At 63.5% G+C, this 17043-nt stretch carries 11 protein-coding genes; 6 read left to right on the top strand and 5 right to left on the bottom strand.

Annotation, left to right across the window (positions count from 1 at the left end; all coding sequences use genetic code 11):
• Positions 1-527: 527 nt before the first annotated feature.
• A complete protein-coding gene (locus tag QX034_RS02070; RefSeq protein ID WP_316194959.1) occupies positions 528-1676 on the top strand; it encodes a DNA methyltransferase in 1149 nt (382 codons plus the stop codon).
• A gap of 2 nt (positions 1677-1678) precedes the next feature.
• Complete coding sequence (locus QX034_RS02065; protein WP_316194957.1) at positions 1679-3163, top strand: TRM11 family SAM-dependent methyltransferase; 1485 nt, start codon at positions 1679-1681, stop codon at positions 3161-3163.
• 12 nt (positions 3164-3175) lie between these two features.
• On the opposite strand, the gene QX034_RS33965 is transcribed toward QX034_RS02065, so the two are convergent.
• Together QX034_RS33965 and QX034_RS02060 are read right to left on the bottom strand one after the other, a co-directional pair.
• Positions 3176-4498, bottom strand: coding sequence for a phospholipase D family protein (locus tag QX034_RS33965; protein WP_410050928.1), 1323 nt, complete (start codon positions 4496-4498; stop codon positions 3176-3178).
• A gap of 994 nt (positions 4499-5492) precedes the next feature.
• A complete protein-coding gene (locus QX034_RS02060) occupies positions 5493-5744 on the bottom strand; it encodes a type II toxin-antitoxin system ParD family antitoxin (RefSeq protein ID WP_316194955.1) in 252 nt (83 codons plus the stop codon).
• Between the two features lie 302 nt (positions 5745-6046).
• Between QX034_RS02060 and QX034_RS02055 the strand changes: the two genes are divergently transcribed.
• The 4 genes from QX034_RS02055 to QX034_RS02040 all read left to right on the top strand — a co-directional run bounded on the left by QX034_RS02055 (position 6047) and on the right by QX034_RS02040 (position 12988).
• The gene (locus tag QX034_RS02055) at positions 6047-7627 is read left to right on the top strand and encodes a Do family serine endopeptidase (protein ID WP_316194954.1); all 1581 of its coding nucleotides are present in this window, start codon (positions 6047-6049) and stop codon (positions 7625-7627) included.
• A 282-nt stretch (positions 7628-7909) separates the two neighbouring features.
• The gene (locus QX034_RS02050; RefSeq protein ID WP_315741998.1) at positions 7910-8590 is read left to right on the top strand and encodes a response regulator transcription factor; all 681 of its coding nucleotides are present in this window, start codon (positions 7910-7912) and stop codon (positions 8588-8590) included.
• The gene (locus QX034_RS02045) at positions 8574-10034 is read left to right on the top strand and encodes an ATP-binding protein (RefSeq protein WP_315705491.1); all 1461 of its coding nucleotides are present in this window, start codon (positions 8574-8576) and stop codon (positions 10032-10034) included. Before QX034_RS02050 ends, QX034_RS02045 begins: the two co-directional genes overlap by 17 nt.
• Positions 10031-12988: a bifunctional [glutamine synthetase] adenylyltransferase/[glutamine synthetase]-adenylyl-L-tyrosine phosphorylase gene (locus QX034_RS02040; RefSeq protein WP_315705492.1), complete on the top strand. Its 2958-nt coding sequence runs from the start codon at positions 10031-10033 to the stop codon at positions 12986-12988. The genes QX034_RS02045 and QX034_RS02040 overlap by 4 nt, the downstream gene beginning before the upstream one ends.
• A 79-nt stretch (positions 12989-13067) precedes the next feature.
• Here QX034_RS02040 and QX034_RS02035 read toward each other — a convergent pair whose 3' ends face one another.
• Genes QX034_RS02035 through fdhF form a run of 3 tightly spaced genes read right to left on the bottom strand, consistent with a single transcriptional unit; the run spans position 13068 to position 17033 of the window.
• Positions 13068-13304 (bottom strand): formate dehydrogenase subunit delta, encoded by a 237-nt coding sequence (locus QX034_RS02035; protein WP_315705493.1) that lies wholly within the window; start codon positions 13302-13304, stop codon positions 13068-13070.
• Positions 13294-14139 (bottom strand): formate dehydrogenase accessory sulfurtransferase FdhD, encoded by an 846-nt coding sequence (gene fdhD / locus QX034_RS02030; RefSeq protein ID WP_315705938.1) that lies wholly within the window; start codon positions 14137-14139, stop codon positions 13294-13296. The genes QX034_RS02035 and fdhD overlap by 11 nt, the downstream gene beginning before the upstream one ends.
• A gap of 14 nt (positions 14140-14153) precedes the next feature.
• Positions 14154-17033 carry a formate dehydrogenase subunit alpha gene (fdhF, locus tag QX034_RS02025; protein ID WP_315705494.1) on the bottom strand — a complete coding sequence of 960 codons (2880 nt, stop codon included), beginning with the start codon at positions 17031-17033 and terminating at the stop codon, positions 14154-14156.
• Positions 17034-17043: the final 10 nt, after the last annotated feature.

Here is a 17043-nt window from a genome sequence, read left to right as displayed (position 1 = left end):
TATTTCTGAAAGGATATGCGGCAGGCGGACAATGGCCACTTGCAGCCTCCTTTGGGTCGCTGTGTATAGTCGCGGCAGCACGTAGCGCTTCCTTAGGGTTGCGCGCGGTGGTCGAGCATGTGTGTGCAAGCGTCTTCCGACAGACTTATAACGAGGATGGCGGCGCTATCCTCGCGCGCAAGACCAACGTGAACCGCTCATATAGGCTCGGGGCTGCGTCCACCGCCGACGCAAGCTCAGCGCCAACTTGCCTGGGTGTCTTTCAACCCAAAGCCCCCTCATAGCTAGCCACGCGAACTGTCTTGCTTCTTCCGCAATACCTTTGCTTGACTTCCTGATTCGGCGGACTCATGTTCCGGGAACGGCAATAAGTGCGAAGCGGCGCCCTACTCCACCCGAGGGGGCGCGCTTTGATTCAAAGGGGGAAAACTCCCGAGGCACATCAGCATCATCCGAGGGATGGGCTATAGAATTCCAAGCTTTGCTGACGCAGGCAGGTAAACGGGGAACGGGCTGCGGTACTTGACATGTCGGCTATCGAGGTTGCCAAGCGGCATTCGGATGAGGATCATGGCAGCCCAGAGCTGACCCAGGTCGATTGGAATTTTGGAAGCCGAAAGTCTCATAGTGACATCGAAGGGCTTCACCCGTATCCGGCCAAGTTCATAACCGAGATACCTCGCACGCTCATTGAGTGCCTGCCCCTTCCCAAGGGGACCGCCATTCTCGACCCCTTTTGTGGCAGTGGAACCACTCTGGTCGAAAGCCAGAGGGCCGGAATTCCTTCCTTTGGGGTGGACCTAAATCCGATTGCCTGTCTCATGTCGCGCGTGAAGACTTCGGCCGTGCCTCCGTCAATACGTGGCGTACTCGACGCGGTGCTCAGAAACGCTCAGATCGGCGACGATGCGCCAGTCCCGAATATTCCGAACCTTGATCACTGGTTTCTCAAGCCAGTGCAGAAGGCGATATCGGCGCTTGGTCGGGCAATCACCGAGGCAGATGAAGATTGCCGAGACCTTCTGCGGCTCGCCTTATCCAGCATAATTGTGCGCGTCTCCAATCAGGAAAGCGACACTCGGTACGCCGCAGTCGAAAAGGACGTGGGTAAGAAGGATGTTTTCCTTGGCTTCCATCGAAGCGCGCTTCGGATCATCGATGCGCTGTCCCAGCGTAACTACCCCCTCACTCCAGCTACCGTGATCGAGGGAGACACAATCACGCTTTCGGCAGAGCGCGTTGGCGCGAAGATTGGCCTCGTCGTCACTTCCCCACCGTATCCAAACGCATACGAGTATTGGCTCTATCACAAGTACCGCATGTGGTGGCTGGGGTTCGACCCCATCGCAGTCAAGTCCCGCGAAATTGGCGCTCGCGCTCATTTCTTCAAGACGAACCACCACACGGCGGAGCATTTTGAAGGCCAAATGGCAGATAGCTTCGCGTTGATCAAAAAGCTGATGGTGCCCGGCGGCCATGCCTGTTTTGTCGTGGGCCGCTCTAAGATTCACGGCAAGATCATCGACAATGCGGCAATCGTACGTGAGGCTGCTGAGGCAAAAGGGTTTCGCCAGACCTTTGTGACTGAACGAATTCTTTCATCAAGTCGAAAATCATTTAATCTTTCACACGCAAACATCAAAACAGAGGCGATCCTAGTGTTCCGGCTGAGCTAATCATGCAGTTGACGTGGCATTCATATCGATATCTTCCGTATGAAAAGGAGCTCGCGTCCCGCGAGGTGTTGGCGCTCCTAAATATCTCGATGAAGTCGGAGACCGATGGTCCGGTTTTGCTTTCGGAGTGTGCGGCTACCGAGCCCGCCAAGCGCCTTACGTATTTCTCCGGGTTTCTGCACGGGCCTGATTATGTCGAGACGGTACAGCACCAGCTCGAAACTGCGGCGCGTTCCGGCAAAAATCGACAGGCTACTCGCTACTCCGTGCACGGCCTTCACGAATACAAGGGGAAGTTCAATCCGCAGGTTGTCCGCGCATTGCTCAATATCTTCAGGGTTCGCGCAGGCGCGTCTGTCCTCGACCCATTTTGTGGCAGCGGCACTACGCTGGTGGAGTGTGCCCACCTGGGTGCTCGCGGCTATGGGTTCGACATCAATCCGTTTGCTGTTTATGTTGCAAACGCAAAACTCCAAGCATTGGCATGCCCAAGCACAGAACTCTGGAACATTCTAGCGAGTCTAACCAAGAGGCTCAATCAGACCAAAAAATGGGACATCAAAATCCCTGATGGTGCGCGTGAGCGTTACTTGGCATCTTGGTTTACACCTACTGTGCTTCAGCAAATCGAAGTCCTAAGGGCCAAGATCCAAGACACGGCTGGGCCGCTCGCTCCCATTTTCTTGACCATTGCAAGCAATCTGCTGCGAGACTACTCCCTTCAAGACCCCAATGATCTTCGGATACGACGGCGGGAATCGCCCCTACCTGATACCGCATTAAAGACCGCGTTCCTGAGCGCGTGCGACAGCGCAATTCAAAAGCTTGAGGCAGCGCAAGCGGTGCTTGGCGTGCGTTCGACAGCCGGACTAGCGAAGAACTGCGACATCAATGTTGCGTCGCGGCGCGATTTTGGACGAGAGTTTGACGCCGCCATTACCAGCCCACCATACGCGATGGCGCTCCCTTACATTGACACCCAACGGCTGTCGCTCGTGTGGTTGGAACTGCTTTCTCCTGATAAAATCGGGCGGTTAGAAGCTGACTTGATTGGCAGCCGAGAGGTTCGGGGGACGGGACGAAAAACTCTCCACGAAGTGCTTATGACAAATGCGTCCGATGTCCCCGCAGAAGAGCTTGAATTCTGCCTGCAATTGCAACGTGCCTTAGGCAAGAGCGATGGATTTCGCAGGGAGGCAGTTCCAATATTGCTGTATCGCTATTTCGCGGCCATGCAAAAGAGCTTTCAGACCGTGCTGAGCACCCTAAAGCGTGGAGGCCGGTATGGGCTGATCGTAGGGCACAATCATACGGTGCTCGGCGGAGTGAAACGCGACATCAATACGCCCGCCCATCTTGTAAGCATCGCTCAAAGCGTCGGCTGGAAGGTCGACGAGGCCGTTCCGCTCCAAACTTACCAGCGGTACGGATATCACGCCAACAATGCGGTCAGAGCTGAAACGCTTATCTTGTTATCGAAGCACTAGAGTTGGGACAGCTCACCACGGCGGGGAAAGACCTGGAGTCAACCAGCAAGCGCCCTGCCCCACGAGTTGGTTGTTCGAGGCGGCTTTCTCATAAGCTTGCGTAGCGGACCTAAACAAGGGCGAGGGTCGTTGAAGCAAGCTCAGCTTGAATGTTGGGCTCTGCTGCGTAGGCCACTCTAAGAATGCAACGTCGCCATCAGCAGGCAACGTCAGTGAATTGCTCTGCACAAGTTCAGCGAGCCTCACGGCAGGTGGCTTGGGTATGACCAACCGCACATCACCATGCCCTGTGTCACCCGGGCTGAAGCCGTAAGCCATTACGTTTGTGTCGGTAGGGTCCGCATTCAACGTCATCGTGCGCCCAACGTATCGCATTTCAATCTGAAATTCGGCTCGCGGGCGCGGCCTTTTGCCTTGGAAAATACCAAAGCGGAGCACTTGGACAGTCGGAACAGGGATGCTGATGTTAGACGTTCCACCGGCTCCCCTCCAATGACGGGAGCTGTCGCGGTTAAGACGAACGATGAGGCCAGTGTACCCCCCCGGCAAAGAGGCACCCGATAGTGCGGCTGCCCCTGACGTTGGAGCAGTAGCCCCTGGCGCGAAGAGGAGGTACGAAGGATAAGGCGGATTTTGGGGTACAGCAGGCAACCCGGTCGGCGCCGCTGGCGAGGAAGGCGCGGCTGATTTGGTTGCTGCGGAGGTGGTTTTGCTGGTCGCGCCGGCACTTCCCGGCAAGGCTGGGAAGCGAACAAGAGGCTGCAGGCGCGGCCGACCAGGTTTGGTGCCACCGCCTCCACCTTTTTGAGCAACCGCGGAGGGTGACGGCGCGACACTCAGTACGCCCGCTGCTACCAATTTGCTTACGTCAGCTGAAGACTTAACCCGTTCGAAACCGGCGCGCGCCGTCGTGAACCAGTCATCAACCCCGCGCGCAATCTCGTCGAGGACAGCCGCAGCGTCGCCGTCGCGAGTGTCCACGATCAGACCCGCCTCGACGTGCAATGAACCAACACCTGCCAAGCTAAGGTTGGCCGACCCCACATAGGCCGCTTGGCTGCCGTCACTCCGTTTAAGGTGGTAAGTCTTAGGGTGAAAGAAAGCCCCAGAGTAGCTGACAACTCCCAGAGAACCTTTTGAGCGTGGCAATCCCATGAGGGAGACGAGTGTCTCCACGTCGGCCTGCTGGGTGTCTCCGTCGTTTGAACCTACGACGGCACTCACCACCGAATTGCTTGCAGCAAGTCGGGTTAAGCAGGGAACGAATGGCCGCAGCCCATCCGCACTAAAGAAGCCTGATTGCCAACGCAGCTCGACGACATCGGCCTTAAACACCGCTTGCAGCCAGTGCCCAAGCGCCTGCTGCGGATTTCTGTCGCCGGAATCGATGTATCGCAATGGGTGTGCTCGTTAGAGAGAGGTAATAGAACGTAGCGGTACCTGATTCTCTCTTTTCGGTCCGGCTTTCCGCCTCCCTTCCGCGCGTTCTCAACCGAGCTTGCTATTCGCTATGCAAAAACGAATCGCTGTGATTCCCAGACCGCGATTGTATCAAATCTAAATGTACGTATCGGAATTTGACAGGTCGAGCCAAAACAGCCCCCTAACGGCTGTCCGCCGGGCAAACCACCTCCACCTTTTCAAATCCCGTCAAGCCCTTCGGAAAAACATAAATCGCTTGGCGCTGTCCCCAAATCAGCCGTATCCTTCGCCCGTTCCGTTCCGCTGAGGGACGTATCGCGATCGTCACGGACGTTGGCAACGGAATGCGATGGACGCGGGCAGGCCGCAGCGGAGTTTTGACTTCGCGGGCGAACGGCAGGACGCGGACGTGAAATCGTGTGGTCCTGGCATCCCGGTGCTGATGCCAAGTTCGCGCTGTTCATGACGAGCGCGCGGGCGACGGGGGCAAGACAGCCGGTCCCCGGGGAGAGCACGTATAAACGTTAACACCATCGCGCAGGGAAGGCCGGGATGTCTCGGCCGAACCTGTGGTTCCTGCCCCGTGCATTTCATTCGCACGGGGGCCATGGGGGCGGCGAGCTCCCGGCCTTCCCTGCGCCCTCTGCGTCAAAGAGGGCGACATTGACGCAAAGCTCGGGCGCGCAACGCGCCGCGAGGCGGCGGGCCTATGTCCTGAAGCCATTGCTGTTTGAAATGTGAATCGGACCAGTGCGGTAGGCGGATTTGCGCGACGTCAGCGGCCGTGTTCGGCTCTGGATGCGATCAATCCAGTGATCGGCGTAGCCGGCCCGTTTTCCACGGCAATGCGACGCCAGATCTCCACAAGGTCTCTGTGCGCAAGCTGGGAGAGACGAACCTCTCACACTTATTTACCTGGGCCCCTTAAGGACTGCCGCGCTTCGTCCTTGATGTTTCCAAAGTCGGCGGCTCCGGCATCGCCGCTCGCCAATCCCTCGGCCGATGCATTGCGGAGAAAGGAGAGGCGGGCCTCTTCCGCTTGCTGCATGAGCCGAAGTGCTTCTCGCACCACCTCGCTTGCCGAAGCATAGCGGCCGCTCGAAACCTTCGCTTTGATGAACTCGCCCAAGTCGTCGGGCAGAGTGACGTCCATGCTCATGCGGGCCTCCCGTGCGTCAGCATGAGAGAGGTGGTCAGCCTTGGCGATCCGCCCGACCGATGTCTATGAATTCTATCAGAAAATATCTGGCGGATCAGCAGCTTAGTTGGATCTGCGATCGCCGCCTCTGCAGGCTGGACAAGGATTCCCGGCCTGCGCCATTCTGCCGCAGGTCTGTGTCCGTCCATTACAGAAGTTTAACGCGGCCGCCAGCACGCCGTAAGGCGGGAGGCCCCATTTTCAGACCCGAACGCTGCTTCATCTCAGCGCGTCAAAAGTTTCCCTTCCTGGAGAAGAGCCGCATGACCGACCGTCCGACCGATCTCTCGTCCCTCCCATCCTATCGTAAGCAGCGCGGGTCGCTGTTCTCGGCGCGCAAATTCGCGCTGATGGCGTCCGTGGTGGCGGGTCTCGGTGTCGCCGCCTATGGGCTGAGCCCGTCGAGCGGTCCGGCGGACCTGTTCTCGAGCCCGGCCCATGCGCAGGTCGCCAATGAGGTGAGCAAGGTCGCCCGTCCGATCGGCTTTGCCGACATCGTCGAGCGGGTGAAGCCCTCGGTGATCTCGGTCAAGGTCAACATCAACGAGAAGGTCGCCAAGGACGACAGCAGCAGCGGCGACGACGACACGCCGTTCCAGCCGGGCTCGCCGATGGAGCGCTTCTTCCGCCGCTTCGGCGGTCCGGACGGCTTCCCGGGCATGCGCGGCAATGGTCGCCGCCAGATCACGGGGCAGGGCTCCGGCTTCTTCATCTCGGCTGACGGTTATGCCGTGACCAACAATCACGTGGTCGACGGCGCCAGCAAGGTCGAGGTCACGACCGACGACGGCAAGACCTACAGCGCCAAGGTGATCGGCACCGACCAGCGCACCGATGTGGCCTTGATCAAGATCGAGGGCGGCTCGAACTTCCCCTATGCGAAGCTCGCGGACGGCAAGCCGCGGATCGGCGACTGGGTGCTGGCGGTCGGCAACCCCTTCGGCCTCGGCGGCACGGTGACGGCGGGTATCGTTTCGGCGATGGGCCGCGATATCGGCAACGGTCCGTATGACGACTTCATCCAGATCGACGCGCCCGTGAACAAGGGCAACTCCGGCGGCCCCGCCTTCAACGTCGACGGCGACGTGGTCGGCGTGAACACCGCGATCTATTCGCCCTCCGGCGGCAGCGTCGGCATCGCGTTCTCGATCCCGGCCTCGACCGTGAAGAACGTCGTCGCCCAGCTGAAGGACAAGGGCTCGGTCAGCCGCGGCTGGATCGGCGTCCAGATCCAGCCGGTGACGCAGGACATCGCCGACAGCCTCGGCATGAAGAAGGCGGAAGGCGCGCTGGTCGCCGAGCCCCAGGCCAACGGCCCGGCGGCCAAGGCCGGCGTCCAGTCCGGCGACGTCATCACCGCGGTCAACGGCGAGTCCGTGAAGGATGCGCGCGAGCTCGCCCGCACCATCGGCGGCATCGCACCGGGCACCGCGGTCAAGCTCAACGTCCTGCACAAGGGCCAGGAGAAGACGCTCGACCTGACGCTCGGCAAGCTGCCCGACAACATCGAGGCGAAGGCCGATATCGGCGGAGACAATTCCGCTCCGACCCGCGGCACCGACGTGCCGAAGCTCGGCCTGACGGTGGCGCCCGCGAACAGCGTGGCCGGCGCCGGCAAGGAAGGCGTGGTCGTGACCGAGGTCGATCCGAAGAGCGCGGCGGCCGAGCGCGGCTTCAAGGAAGGCGACGTCATCCTCGAGGTCGCCGGCAAGAACGTCAGCTCCGCGGGCGACGTCCGCGACGCGCTGGCCGCGGCCAAGAACGACAACAAGAACAGCGTCCTGATGCGGGTGAAGAGCGGCGGCCAGTCGCGCTTCGTCGCGGTGCCGCTCGCCAAGGGCTGATACCGGACGCTGACGAGATGGAGGGATCGCCGGCATGTTGCCCCCGCGTCGGTGGTTCCTCCTGGGGGCGGGCGTTAGGCCCGCTCCCACAAAACCTTCCGTTGGACAATGCCCCCCTCCGTCGGAAGGAACTCGGGCGGTGAAGTCCCCCCAGCTTCACCGCCCACCTCTCTGTTGACTGCGTTTGCCTTGCTTAACCCCTTGGCGTGGTTCGCCTTGCACCGAAACGGCGGCCGCGCCATGTAGATGGAAGCAGAAACCGTGACCGCCCCCGTTTCCGAAATGCGCCTTTTGATCGTCGAAGATGACCGCGAATCCGCCGATTATCTCGTGAAGGCGTTTCGCGAGGTCGGCCATATCGCCGATCTCGCCAGCGACGGCGAGGAAGGGCTGGCGATGGCTGAAAGCGGCGACTACGACGTGCTCGTGGTCGATCGCATGCTGCCCAAGCGCGACGGGCTGTCGCTGATCGGCGCGCTGCGCGAGAAGGGCAACCGGACGCCGGTGCTGATCCTCTCGGCGCTGGGGCAGGTCGATGACCGCATCAAGGGCCTGCGCGCTGGCGGCGACGACTATCTGCCAAAGCCCTACGCCTTCGCCGAGCTGCTGGCCCGGGTCGAGGTGCTCTCCCGCCGCCATGGCGGCCCGGCCGAGGAGACGGTCTACCGGGTCGGCGATCTCGAGCTCGACCGGCTCTCCCATCGCGTCAACCGCGGCAAGGACGAATTGACCCTGCAGCCGCGCGAATTCCGCCTGCTCGAATACCTGATGAAGCATGCGGGACAGGTGGTGACGCGCACCATGCTGCTGGAGAACGTCTGGGATTATCACTTCGATCCGCAGACCAACGTCATCGACGTGCACATCTCGCGGCTGCGTTCCAAGATCGACAAGGGCTTCGAGCGCCCGCTGCTCCACACCATCCGCGGCGCGGGATACATGATCCGTGACGGCCTTCGGTAAACTGATCCGAACCACCGCGTTCCGGCTGACGCTGGTTTATCTGGCGCTGTTTGCGCTGTTTGCGGCCTCGCTGCTCGGCTACTTCGCCTGGAATACCCGCCGCCTGATCACCGAGCAGATCTCGACCACGGTCACCGCCGAGATCAGCGAGATGACCGACATCTTCTCGCGGCGGGGCCTGCGCGGTCTCGTCTTCAACATCGAAAGCCGGGCGCTGCGGCCCGGGGCCAATCTCTACCTCATCACCACGCCGACCGGGCAGGCGATCGCCGGCAATGTCGGCTCGCTGGCGCCCGGCGTGATGGGCTCATCCGGCTGGTCCGAGACCTTCTACCGCAGGCTCGACGACCGCGGTGAGGAGACGCACCGCGCGCTGGTCTATGTCACCCAGCTTTCCAGCGGTTTCCGCCTGCTGATCGGCCGTGACCTCGAAGAGCGCAAGCGGATGTTCGGCATCGTGGCCAAGGCGGCGCAATGGTCGGTGCTGGTCGTGGTCGTGCTCGGGATCGGCGGCGGCATCTTCGTCGCGCGGCGCGTGCTGCGCCGGATCGATGCGATGACCGGCACCACCCGCCGCATCATGGCGGGCGACCTGTCGGGCCGCCTGCCGGTCGGGCGCAGCGGCGACGAGATCGATCGCCTGGCCGAAAACCTCAATGCGATGCTGGAGCGGATCGAGGCGCTGATGACCGGCCTCAAGGAGGTCTCGGACAACATCGCCCACGATCTGAAGACGCCGCTGACGCGGCTGCGCAACCGCGCCGAGGAGGCGCTGGCGAAATCGCGCACCGAGGGCGAATATCGCGCCGCGCTGGAACGCACCATCGAGGAATCCGACGGCCTGATCCGCACCTTCAATGCGCTGTTGATGATCGCGCGGGCCGAGTCGGGGCAGGCGCGCGGCGACATGATCGATTTCGACGCTGCGGAGGTCGCAAAGGGCATTCACGAGCTTTACGAGCCGCTCGCCGAAGACGACGGCATGATCCTGCGCGTCAAGGCCCCGACGGCACCGCTGCATGGCAATCGTGAGCTGATCAGCCAGGCGCTCGCCAATCTGGTCGAGAACGCGATCAAATACGGCAAGCCGGGCGTCGTGCCGCTCGGCATCGATGCGGCGGGACTGGCCAAGGAGATCCTGATCGAGGCGAAGCGCCAGGGCGATCAGGTGCTCCTGAGCGTGACCGATCATGGTCCCGGCATTCCCGAAGCCGAGCGCAAGCACGCGGTCGAGCGCTTCGTGCGGCTGGAGGCCAGTCGCACCCTGCCGGGTTCCGGTCTCGGGCTCAGCCTCGCCTCCGCCGTCGCGACCCTGCATGGTGGCGAACTGCGGCTCGGCGACGCCAATCCCGGGCTGATCGCAACCCTGGTGCTACCTGCCGCCGCAGGTCTGCCCGCAAGGCTTGCGGCTCAAACGGCGGATGTGCCACAGAAGGCGGCATGACCTCATCCGCGCCGGGACACGCGGACGGGCATAGCTTGGCTGCGCGTTTCGTGACCGGCCCGCATGTCCGTACGCCCGCCGAAGCCGAACGCCGCCTGACTGACTGGCTCGCCGATCTCGAGCCGGCCCAGGCGGCCGGCTTACGGTCCTTGCTTGGCGAGGGATATGCGCGAACGATCCTGCTCGGCATCGCCGAGCATTCGCCTTATCTTTTCGACCTCATCCGCGCCGACGGCGCCCGGCTGCTCCGGCTGTTGCGCAGCGAGCCGCAATCGCATCTCGCTGATCTGATTGAAAACACCGCGCGCGAGGTGTTCGCCGCCAGCAACGAAGCCGAGGTGATGCGGCTGTTGCGGCGGATGAAATCCGAGGCCGCGCTGCTCACCGCGCTCTGCGACATCGGCGGTGTCTGGCCGGTGATGCAGGTGACGGCCGCGCTGACCGACATCGCGGTCACCTCGGTCGAGATGGCGCTGCGTTATCTGCTCCGGCAGGAGGCGGTACGCGGTCGGCTTGCGCCTCCCGATGCCGAACGGCCGGAGGCCGGCACCGGGCTGTTCGTGCTCGCGATGGGCAAGATGGGCGCGGGCGAGCTGAACTATTCCAGCGACATCGACCTGATCGTGTTCTTCGATCCCGAAGTGTCGACCTTGGCGCCGGACATCGAGCCGCAGCCCTTCTTCGTGCGGGTCACGCAGGCGATGGCGCGCCTCCTGCAGCAGCGCACGGCGGACGGCTATGTGTTCCGGGTCGATCTGCGGCTTCGCCCCGATCCTGCCTCGACGCAGGTGGCGATGTCGACCGATGCGGCCCTGCATTATTACGAGCGGGAAGGGCGCACCTGGGAGCGCGCCGCCATGATCAAGGCCCGCGTCTGCGCCGGCGACGTCAAGGCCGGCGAGGCGCTGCTCGCAGAGCTCTCGCCCTTTGTCTGGCGCAAGCATCTCGACTTCCAAGCGCTCGCCGATGTCCATGACATGAAGCGGCAGATGCAGGTCTATCGCGGCCAGAGCGAGATCTCGGTCGAGGGCCATAACGTCAAGGTCGGCCGCGGCGGCATCCGCGAGATCGAGTTCTTCGCCCAGACCCAGCAGCTCATCGCCGGCGGCCGGCATGCGGATTTGCGCGTGCGCCAGACCCTGCAGGCACTCGATGTGCTGGCGGCGAGCAACTGGATCACCGATCAGGCGCGCGATGAACTCGGCGCAGCCTATCAGTTCCTGCGACGGGTCGAGCACCGCCTGCAGATGATCGCGGACGAGCAGACCCATAGCCTGCCGGAGGATCCGGAGGCGGTGGAGCGCTTCGCGCAGTTCTTCGGCTATGAGGGCCGCGACGCCTTCGCCAAGGACCTGCTGTTCCAGCTCAATATCGTGCAGGGCCATTACGCCAAGCTGTTCGAGGGCGATCCCACGGGAACGGCGAGCCTGCCGCCGGTCGATTACGGCGCGGGGCCGGACGAGCCGCGGCTGCTCGATCATCTGTCTGCGCTCGGATTCCGCGACCCGCTTATGGTGGCCAGGACGCTGCAGCAATGGATGGCGGGCGAGTACCGCGTGTTCCGGACCGAGACCACGCGCTCAGCCTTCACCGATTTCGTGCCGACGCTGATCGATTGTCTCGCGCATGCCGACGAACCCGACCGCGCCGTCGTGGCTTTCGACCGCTTCCTCCAGGCGCTGCAGCGAGGCGGGCGCCTCATCACTTTGCTCGGCCAGAACCGCGATCTGGTCGCACTGGTGGCGCTCGTACTCGGCGCCGCGCCCCGGCTCGGCGACATGCTGGCGCGGAAGCCGCAGTTGATGGACGGGCTGATCGATCCGCGCTTCTTCGGCGCCATGCCGGACAGGCGCGAATTGTCGGAACGGCTGGCGGCGACGCTCAAGGATGCCGGCACCTACGAAGAGTTTCTCGATCGTCTCCGCCTGTTCGGCCAGGAGAGCCTGTTCCTGATCGGCACGCGCATCCTCTCCGGCACGGTGTCGGCGCAGCAGGCCGGCACCGCCTTCGCCGATGTCGCTGAAGGCATCGTCCACACCGTGCATGGCCTGGTCACCGAGCGCTTCGCCGCCCAGCACGGCCGCATCAAGGGCCAGGAGACCGCTATCATCGCGATGGGGCGCCTGGGCGCGCGCGAGATGACGGCGTCCTCGGACCTCGACCTGATCCTGCTCTACGATTTCGATCCCGACGCGCCGGACTCCGACGGCGAGCGGCCGCTGCAGGGATCGCATTATTTCGCCCGCTTCACCCAGCGGCTGATTTCGGCCTTCACCTCGCGCACCAATTACGGCGTGCTCTACGATATCGATATGCGGCTGCGCCCGTCGGGCCGCGCCGGGCCGCTGGCCTCGCACATCTCATCCTTCGCCCATTATCAGGAGCACGAGGCCTGGACCTGGGAGCACATGGCGCTCACCCGCGCGCGGGTGATCTCGGCCTCGCCGGCGTTTCGTGCCACGATCGAACAGATGATCCGGGCGGCGCTGGTCAGGCCGCGCGATCCGACCGCCATTGCCCGCGACGTCGCCGACATGCGGCGCGCGATCGCGATGGAGAAGGGCGAGAGCGATCTGTGGGACCTCAAACATGCCGCCGGCGGCATGGTCGATATCGATTTCATCGCGCAATATCTGCAGCTCATTCACGCCGCCAGGCTGCCGGAAATCCTCGACGTCAGCAGCGTGCAGGTGCTGCACAACGCGAAGCGGCTCGACGTGCTGCCGCGTGCGGAAGCCGATGTCCTGGGCCAGGCGGCGCGGCTCTATCATGACCTGACACAGATCCTAAGGCTCTGCGTCAGCGGCAAGTTCAAGCCGGAGCAGGCGGGCGAGGATCTGTTGCGGGTGATGGCCCGTGCCGGCGACGCGCCGGACTTCTCGGCGCTGGAGGCCCGCGTGCGCGAGACGCAGAGCGAAGTGCGGCGGGTCTTCACGGCACTGCTGGAGGGGTGATCAAGCTTGAGAGAGGCTCGGGCGCCGCCCCGATGACCTTTCACTCCCCCCTTGAAGGAAGGGGCGCACCGAGGGGGCTTCAGGCCTTTTCCTTCACCGCCTGCTTCAGCGTTCCGATCGCTTCGTACACATCGGGATCGAGGCCGGCGCCACCGGCATCGTGATGCGCGAAGATCGACTTCAGCATGCGCGGGTCCCAGAACTTCTTGATATGCTCGGCGACGCCGGCAACAGTCTTGTCGTGGCCCTGGGGATGAAAGAACTTGCCGATCTGGTTGGCCATGTAGATCAGGCGGTCGTGGGTATCATGCGACATGCATCGTATCCGCTTGGCTGGATCGGGCGCTCTCGTCGGCGCCGATGATCCGTTCGGGGTGGGTGAAAATCTCAAATCCGTCGCTGCGGGCAACCGCGACCAGCGTAATGCCGGCAGCTTCCGCCATGCGGATCGCAAGCGCGGTCGGCGCAGATACTGCAACCACGAGCGGCGCGCCCATGGCGGCCGCCTTCTGCACCATCTCGACCGAGACCCGGCTGGTCAAGAGCACGATGCCTTCGTGCGCCGCCGTGTGCGACTGCGCCAGAGCGCCCGCCAACTTGTCCAGCGCATTGTGACGCCCGACATCCTCGCGCAAGGCGACGATGCTGCGCGCCGGCGTCCAGAACGCCGCGGCGTGCACGGCGCGGGTCTCGCGGTTGAGCTGCTGCAGCGGCTCGACGGCGGCCAACGCCGCCATGATGTCGCGCGGCGCGAAGCGCCGTCCCTCGGAAACAAGCGACGGCGCGCGCACCGCTTCCGCGATCGAATCGATGCCGCAGAGCCCGCAGCCGGTGGGGCCGGCGATATGCCGCCGGCGCTCGGCCATGCGCGCGGCAAGCTCGGGCGCGAGCCACATCCTGATCTCGATGCCATCGTCGAGCTCGACGACATCGAGCGAACGGATCTCGTCCGCCGTGTCGACGATGCCTTCGCTGAGGCTGAAGCCGATGCCGAAATCGGCAAGGTCCTGTGGCGTCCCCATCATGACGGCATGGGTGCCGCCATTATAGGTCAGCGCGATCGCGCTTTCCTCCGGCACGCGACGGCTACCTTCGCTGAAGGCCCCGTCGCGCCAGACCAGACGATTCGCGATGCGCACCGCATCCGACATCACTTCGCTCCAGCTCACTCCGCCGCTTCCACCACCGACGCGATCCGGCGCGACTGCCGGGCCTGCTCGTCATAGGCCTTCTGCCAATCCGACGGGCCGTTGGAGGGGGAGATCTGCACCGCGGTCACCTTGTATTCCGGGCAGTTGGTCGCCCAATCCGAATAGTCGGTGGTGATCACATTGGCTTGCGTCATCGGGTGGTGGAAGGTGGTGTAGACCACGCCCGGAGCCACGCGTTCGGTGATCAGCGCCCGCAGTGTCGTTTCGCCGGCGCGGCTTGCGAGCCGCACCCAGTCGCCGTCGCGGATGCCGCGCTGCTCGGCATCGTGCGGATGGATCTCCAGGCGGTCCTCGCCGTGCCAGACCACGTTGTCGGTGCGCCGCGTCTGGGCGCCGACATTGTACTGGGAGAGGATGCGGCCGGTGGTCAGCAGCAGCGGGAAGCGCGGGCCGGTGCGCTCGTCGGTCGCGACATATTCGGTGACGACGAACTTGCCCTTGCCGCGCACGAAGCCATCGATATGCATGATCGGCGTGCCCTCGGGCGCCTTCTCGTTGCAGGGCCACTGCACCGAACCGAGCTCTTCGAGCTTGGCGTAGGAGACCCCCGCGAAGCTCGGCGTCAGCGCCGCGATCTCGTTCATGATCTCGGACGGATGATTGTACTTCATCTCGAAGCCCATCGCCTTGGCGAGGCGGATGGTGACCTCCCAGTCGGCGAGCCCGTTGCGCGGGCTCATCACCTTGCGAACCCGTTGGATGCGGCGCTCGGCGTTGGTGAAGGTGCCGTCCTTCTCCAGGAAGGTCGAGCCGGGCAGGAACACATGGGCATAGTTGGCGGTCTCGTTCAGGAACAGATCCTGGACGACAACGCACTCCATTGCCGAAAGTGCCTGAACGACGTGGGTCGTGTTCGGGTCGGACTGCAGGATGTCCTCGCCCTGGACGTAGAGGCCCTTGAAGGTGCCGTCGATCGCGGAATCGAACATATTGGGGATGCGCAGGCCCGGCTCAGGGTTGAGCTTAACGTTCCACATCGCCTCGAACTGGTCACGCACGGCATCGCCCGAGATGTGCCGGTAGCCCGGCAGCTCGTGTGGGAACGAGCCCATGTCGCAGGAGCCCTGCACGTTGTTCTGGCCGCGCAGCGGATTCACGCCGACACCGCGGCGGCCGATATTGCCGGTCGCCATCGCGAGGTTGGCGATCGCGATCACCGTGGTCGAGCCCTGGCTGTGCTCGGTGACGCCGAGGCCGTAGTAGATCGCGGCGTTGCCGCCGGTGGCGTAGAGGCGGGCGGCGCCGCGCAGCTCTTGCGGATCGACCCCGGTCATCGCCGCGACCGCCTCGGGGCTGTTCTTCTCCTGCGCGACGAAAGCCGCCCAGTCCTGGAACTCGCTCCAGTCGCAGCGCTCGCGCACGAACGCCTCGTTGACCAGCCCTTCCGTGACGATGACATGCGCCATTGCGGTCAGCACGGCGACGTTGGTGCCCGGCATCAGCGGTAGATGGTGATCGGCCTTGATATGCGCCGACTTGACCAGCTCGGTGCGGCGCGGGTCGATCACGATCAGGTGGGCACCCTGGCGCAGCCGCTTCTTCATGCGCGAGGCGAACACCGGATGCGCATCCGACGGGTTCGCGCCGATCACCATGACGACGTCGGTGTCCTCGACGGAGTCGAAATCCTGGGTACCGGCGGAGGTGCCGAACGTGGTGGCGAGCCCATAGCCGGTCGGCGAGTGGCAGACGCGGGCACAGGTGTCGACATTGTTGTTGCCGAAGCCGGCGCGGATCAGCTTCTGCACCAGATAGGTCTCTTCGTTGGTGCAGCGGGACGAGGTGATGCCGCCGATCGCGTCGCGGCCATACTTGGCCTGGATGCCGCGCAGCTTCTGTGCGGCGAAGTTGAACGCTTCGTCCCACGACACCTCCCGCCAGGGCTCCGCGATGGTCTCGCGGATCATGGGCTTCAGGATGCGCTCCTTGTGGGTGGTGTAGCCCCAGGCGAAGCGGCCCTTGACGCAGGAATGGCCGCGATTGGCCTTGCCGTCCTTGTACGGCACCATGCGCACCACTTCCTCGCCGCGCATCTCGGCCTTGAAGGCGCAGCCGACGCCGCAATAGGCGCAGGTGGTGACGACCGAATGCTCGGGCTGGCCGATTTCGATCACGGACTTTTCGGTCAGCGTCGCGGTTGGGCAGGCCTGTACGCAGGCGCCGCAGGAGACGCATTCCGAGCCCAAGAAGCTCTCGCTCATGCCGGGCGACACCCGGCTGTCGAAGCCGCGGCCGGAGATGGTGAGGGCGAAGGTGCCTTGCACTTCCTCGCAGGCGCGGACGCAGCGCGAGCAGACGATGCACTTTGCGGGGTCATAGCTGAAATAGGGGTTGGACTCGTCCTTGGGCAGCCATGCCGGATTGGCTTCGCCACAGGCCTCGGCGAACACGTGGTTCTCGCCCTGGTAGCCGTAGCGGACGTCGCGCAGGCCGACCGCGCCCGCCATGTCCTGCAGTTCGCAATCGCCATTCGCCGCGCAGGTCAGACAGTCGAGCGGATGGTCGGAGATGTAGAGCTCCATCACGCCTTTGCGCAGCTTCTTCAGCCGTTCGCTCTGGGTGTGGACCACGAGCCCCGGTGCGACCGGCGTAGTGCAGGAGGCGGGCGTGCCGTTGCGACCTTCGATCTCGACCAGGCACAGCCGGCAGGAGCCGAAGGCGTCGACCATGTCGGTCGCGCAGAGTTTCGGGATCTCGGTGCCGGCCTCCATCGCCGCGCGCATGATCGAGGTGCCCTCAGGGACGGTGATGCTCTGACCGTCGATGGTCAGCGTCACCATGGTCTCTGACTTCGAGCGTGGGGTGCCGTAATCGGTTTCCTGGATGAGCGACATGGCGACGTCC

The organism is Bradyrhizobium sp. SZCCHNR3119, from assembly GCF_032487775.1.
GTDB lineage: Bacteria > Pseudomonadota > Alphaproteobacteria > Rhizobiales > Xanthobacteraceae > Bradyrhizobium.
The sequence above is the reverse complement of the archived record's forward strand: the minus strand, read 5'-3'. Positions and strand labels throughout refer to the sequence as shown.

Coding starts and splice junctions, on each gene's coding strand:
- QX034_RS02070 (WP_316194959.1), top strand. CDS start 528: ATGTCGGCTATCGAGGTTGCCAAGCGGCATTCGGATGAGGATCATGGC.
- QX034_RS02065 (WP_316194957.1), top strand. CDS start 1,679: ATGCAGTTGACGTGGCATTCATATCGATATCTTCCGTATGAAAAGGAG.
- QX034_RS02060 (WP_316194955.1), bottom strand. CDS start 5,744: ATGAGCATGGACGTCACTCTGCCCGACGACTTGGGCGAGTTCATCAAA.
- QX034_RS02055 (WP_316194954.1), top strand. CDS start 6,047: ATGACCGACCGTCCGACCGATCTCTCGTCCCTCCCATCCTATCGTAAG.
- QX034_RS02050 (WP_315741998.1), top strand. CDS start 7,910: ATGCGCCTTTTGATCGTCGAAGATGACCGCGAATCCGCCGATTATCTC.
- QX034_RS02040 (WP_315705492.1), top strand. CDS start 10,031: ATGACCTCATCCGCGCCGGGACACGCGGACGGGCATAGCTTGGCTGCG.
- QX034_RS02035 (WP_315705493.1), bottom strand. CDS start 13,304: ATGTCGCATGATACCCACGACCGCCTGATCTACATGGCCAACCAGATC.
- fdhD (WP_315705938.1), bottom strand. CDS start 14,139: ATGTCGGATGCGGTGCGCATCGCGAATCGTCTGGTCTGGCGCGACGGG.
- fdhF (WP_315705494.1), bottom strand. CDS start 17,033: ATGTCGCTCATCCAGGAAACCGATTACGGCACCCCACGCTCGAAGTCA.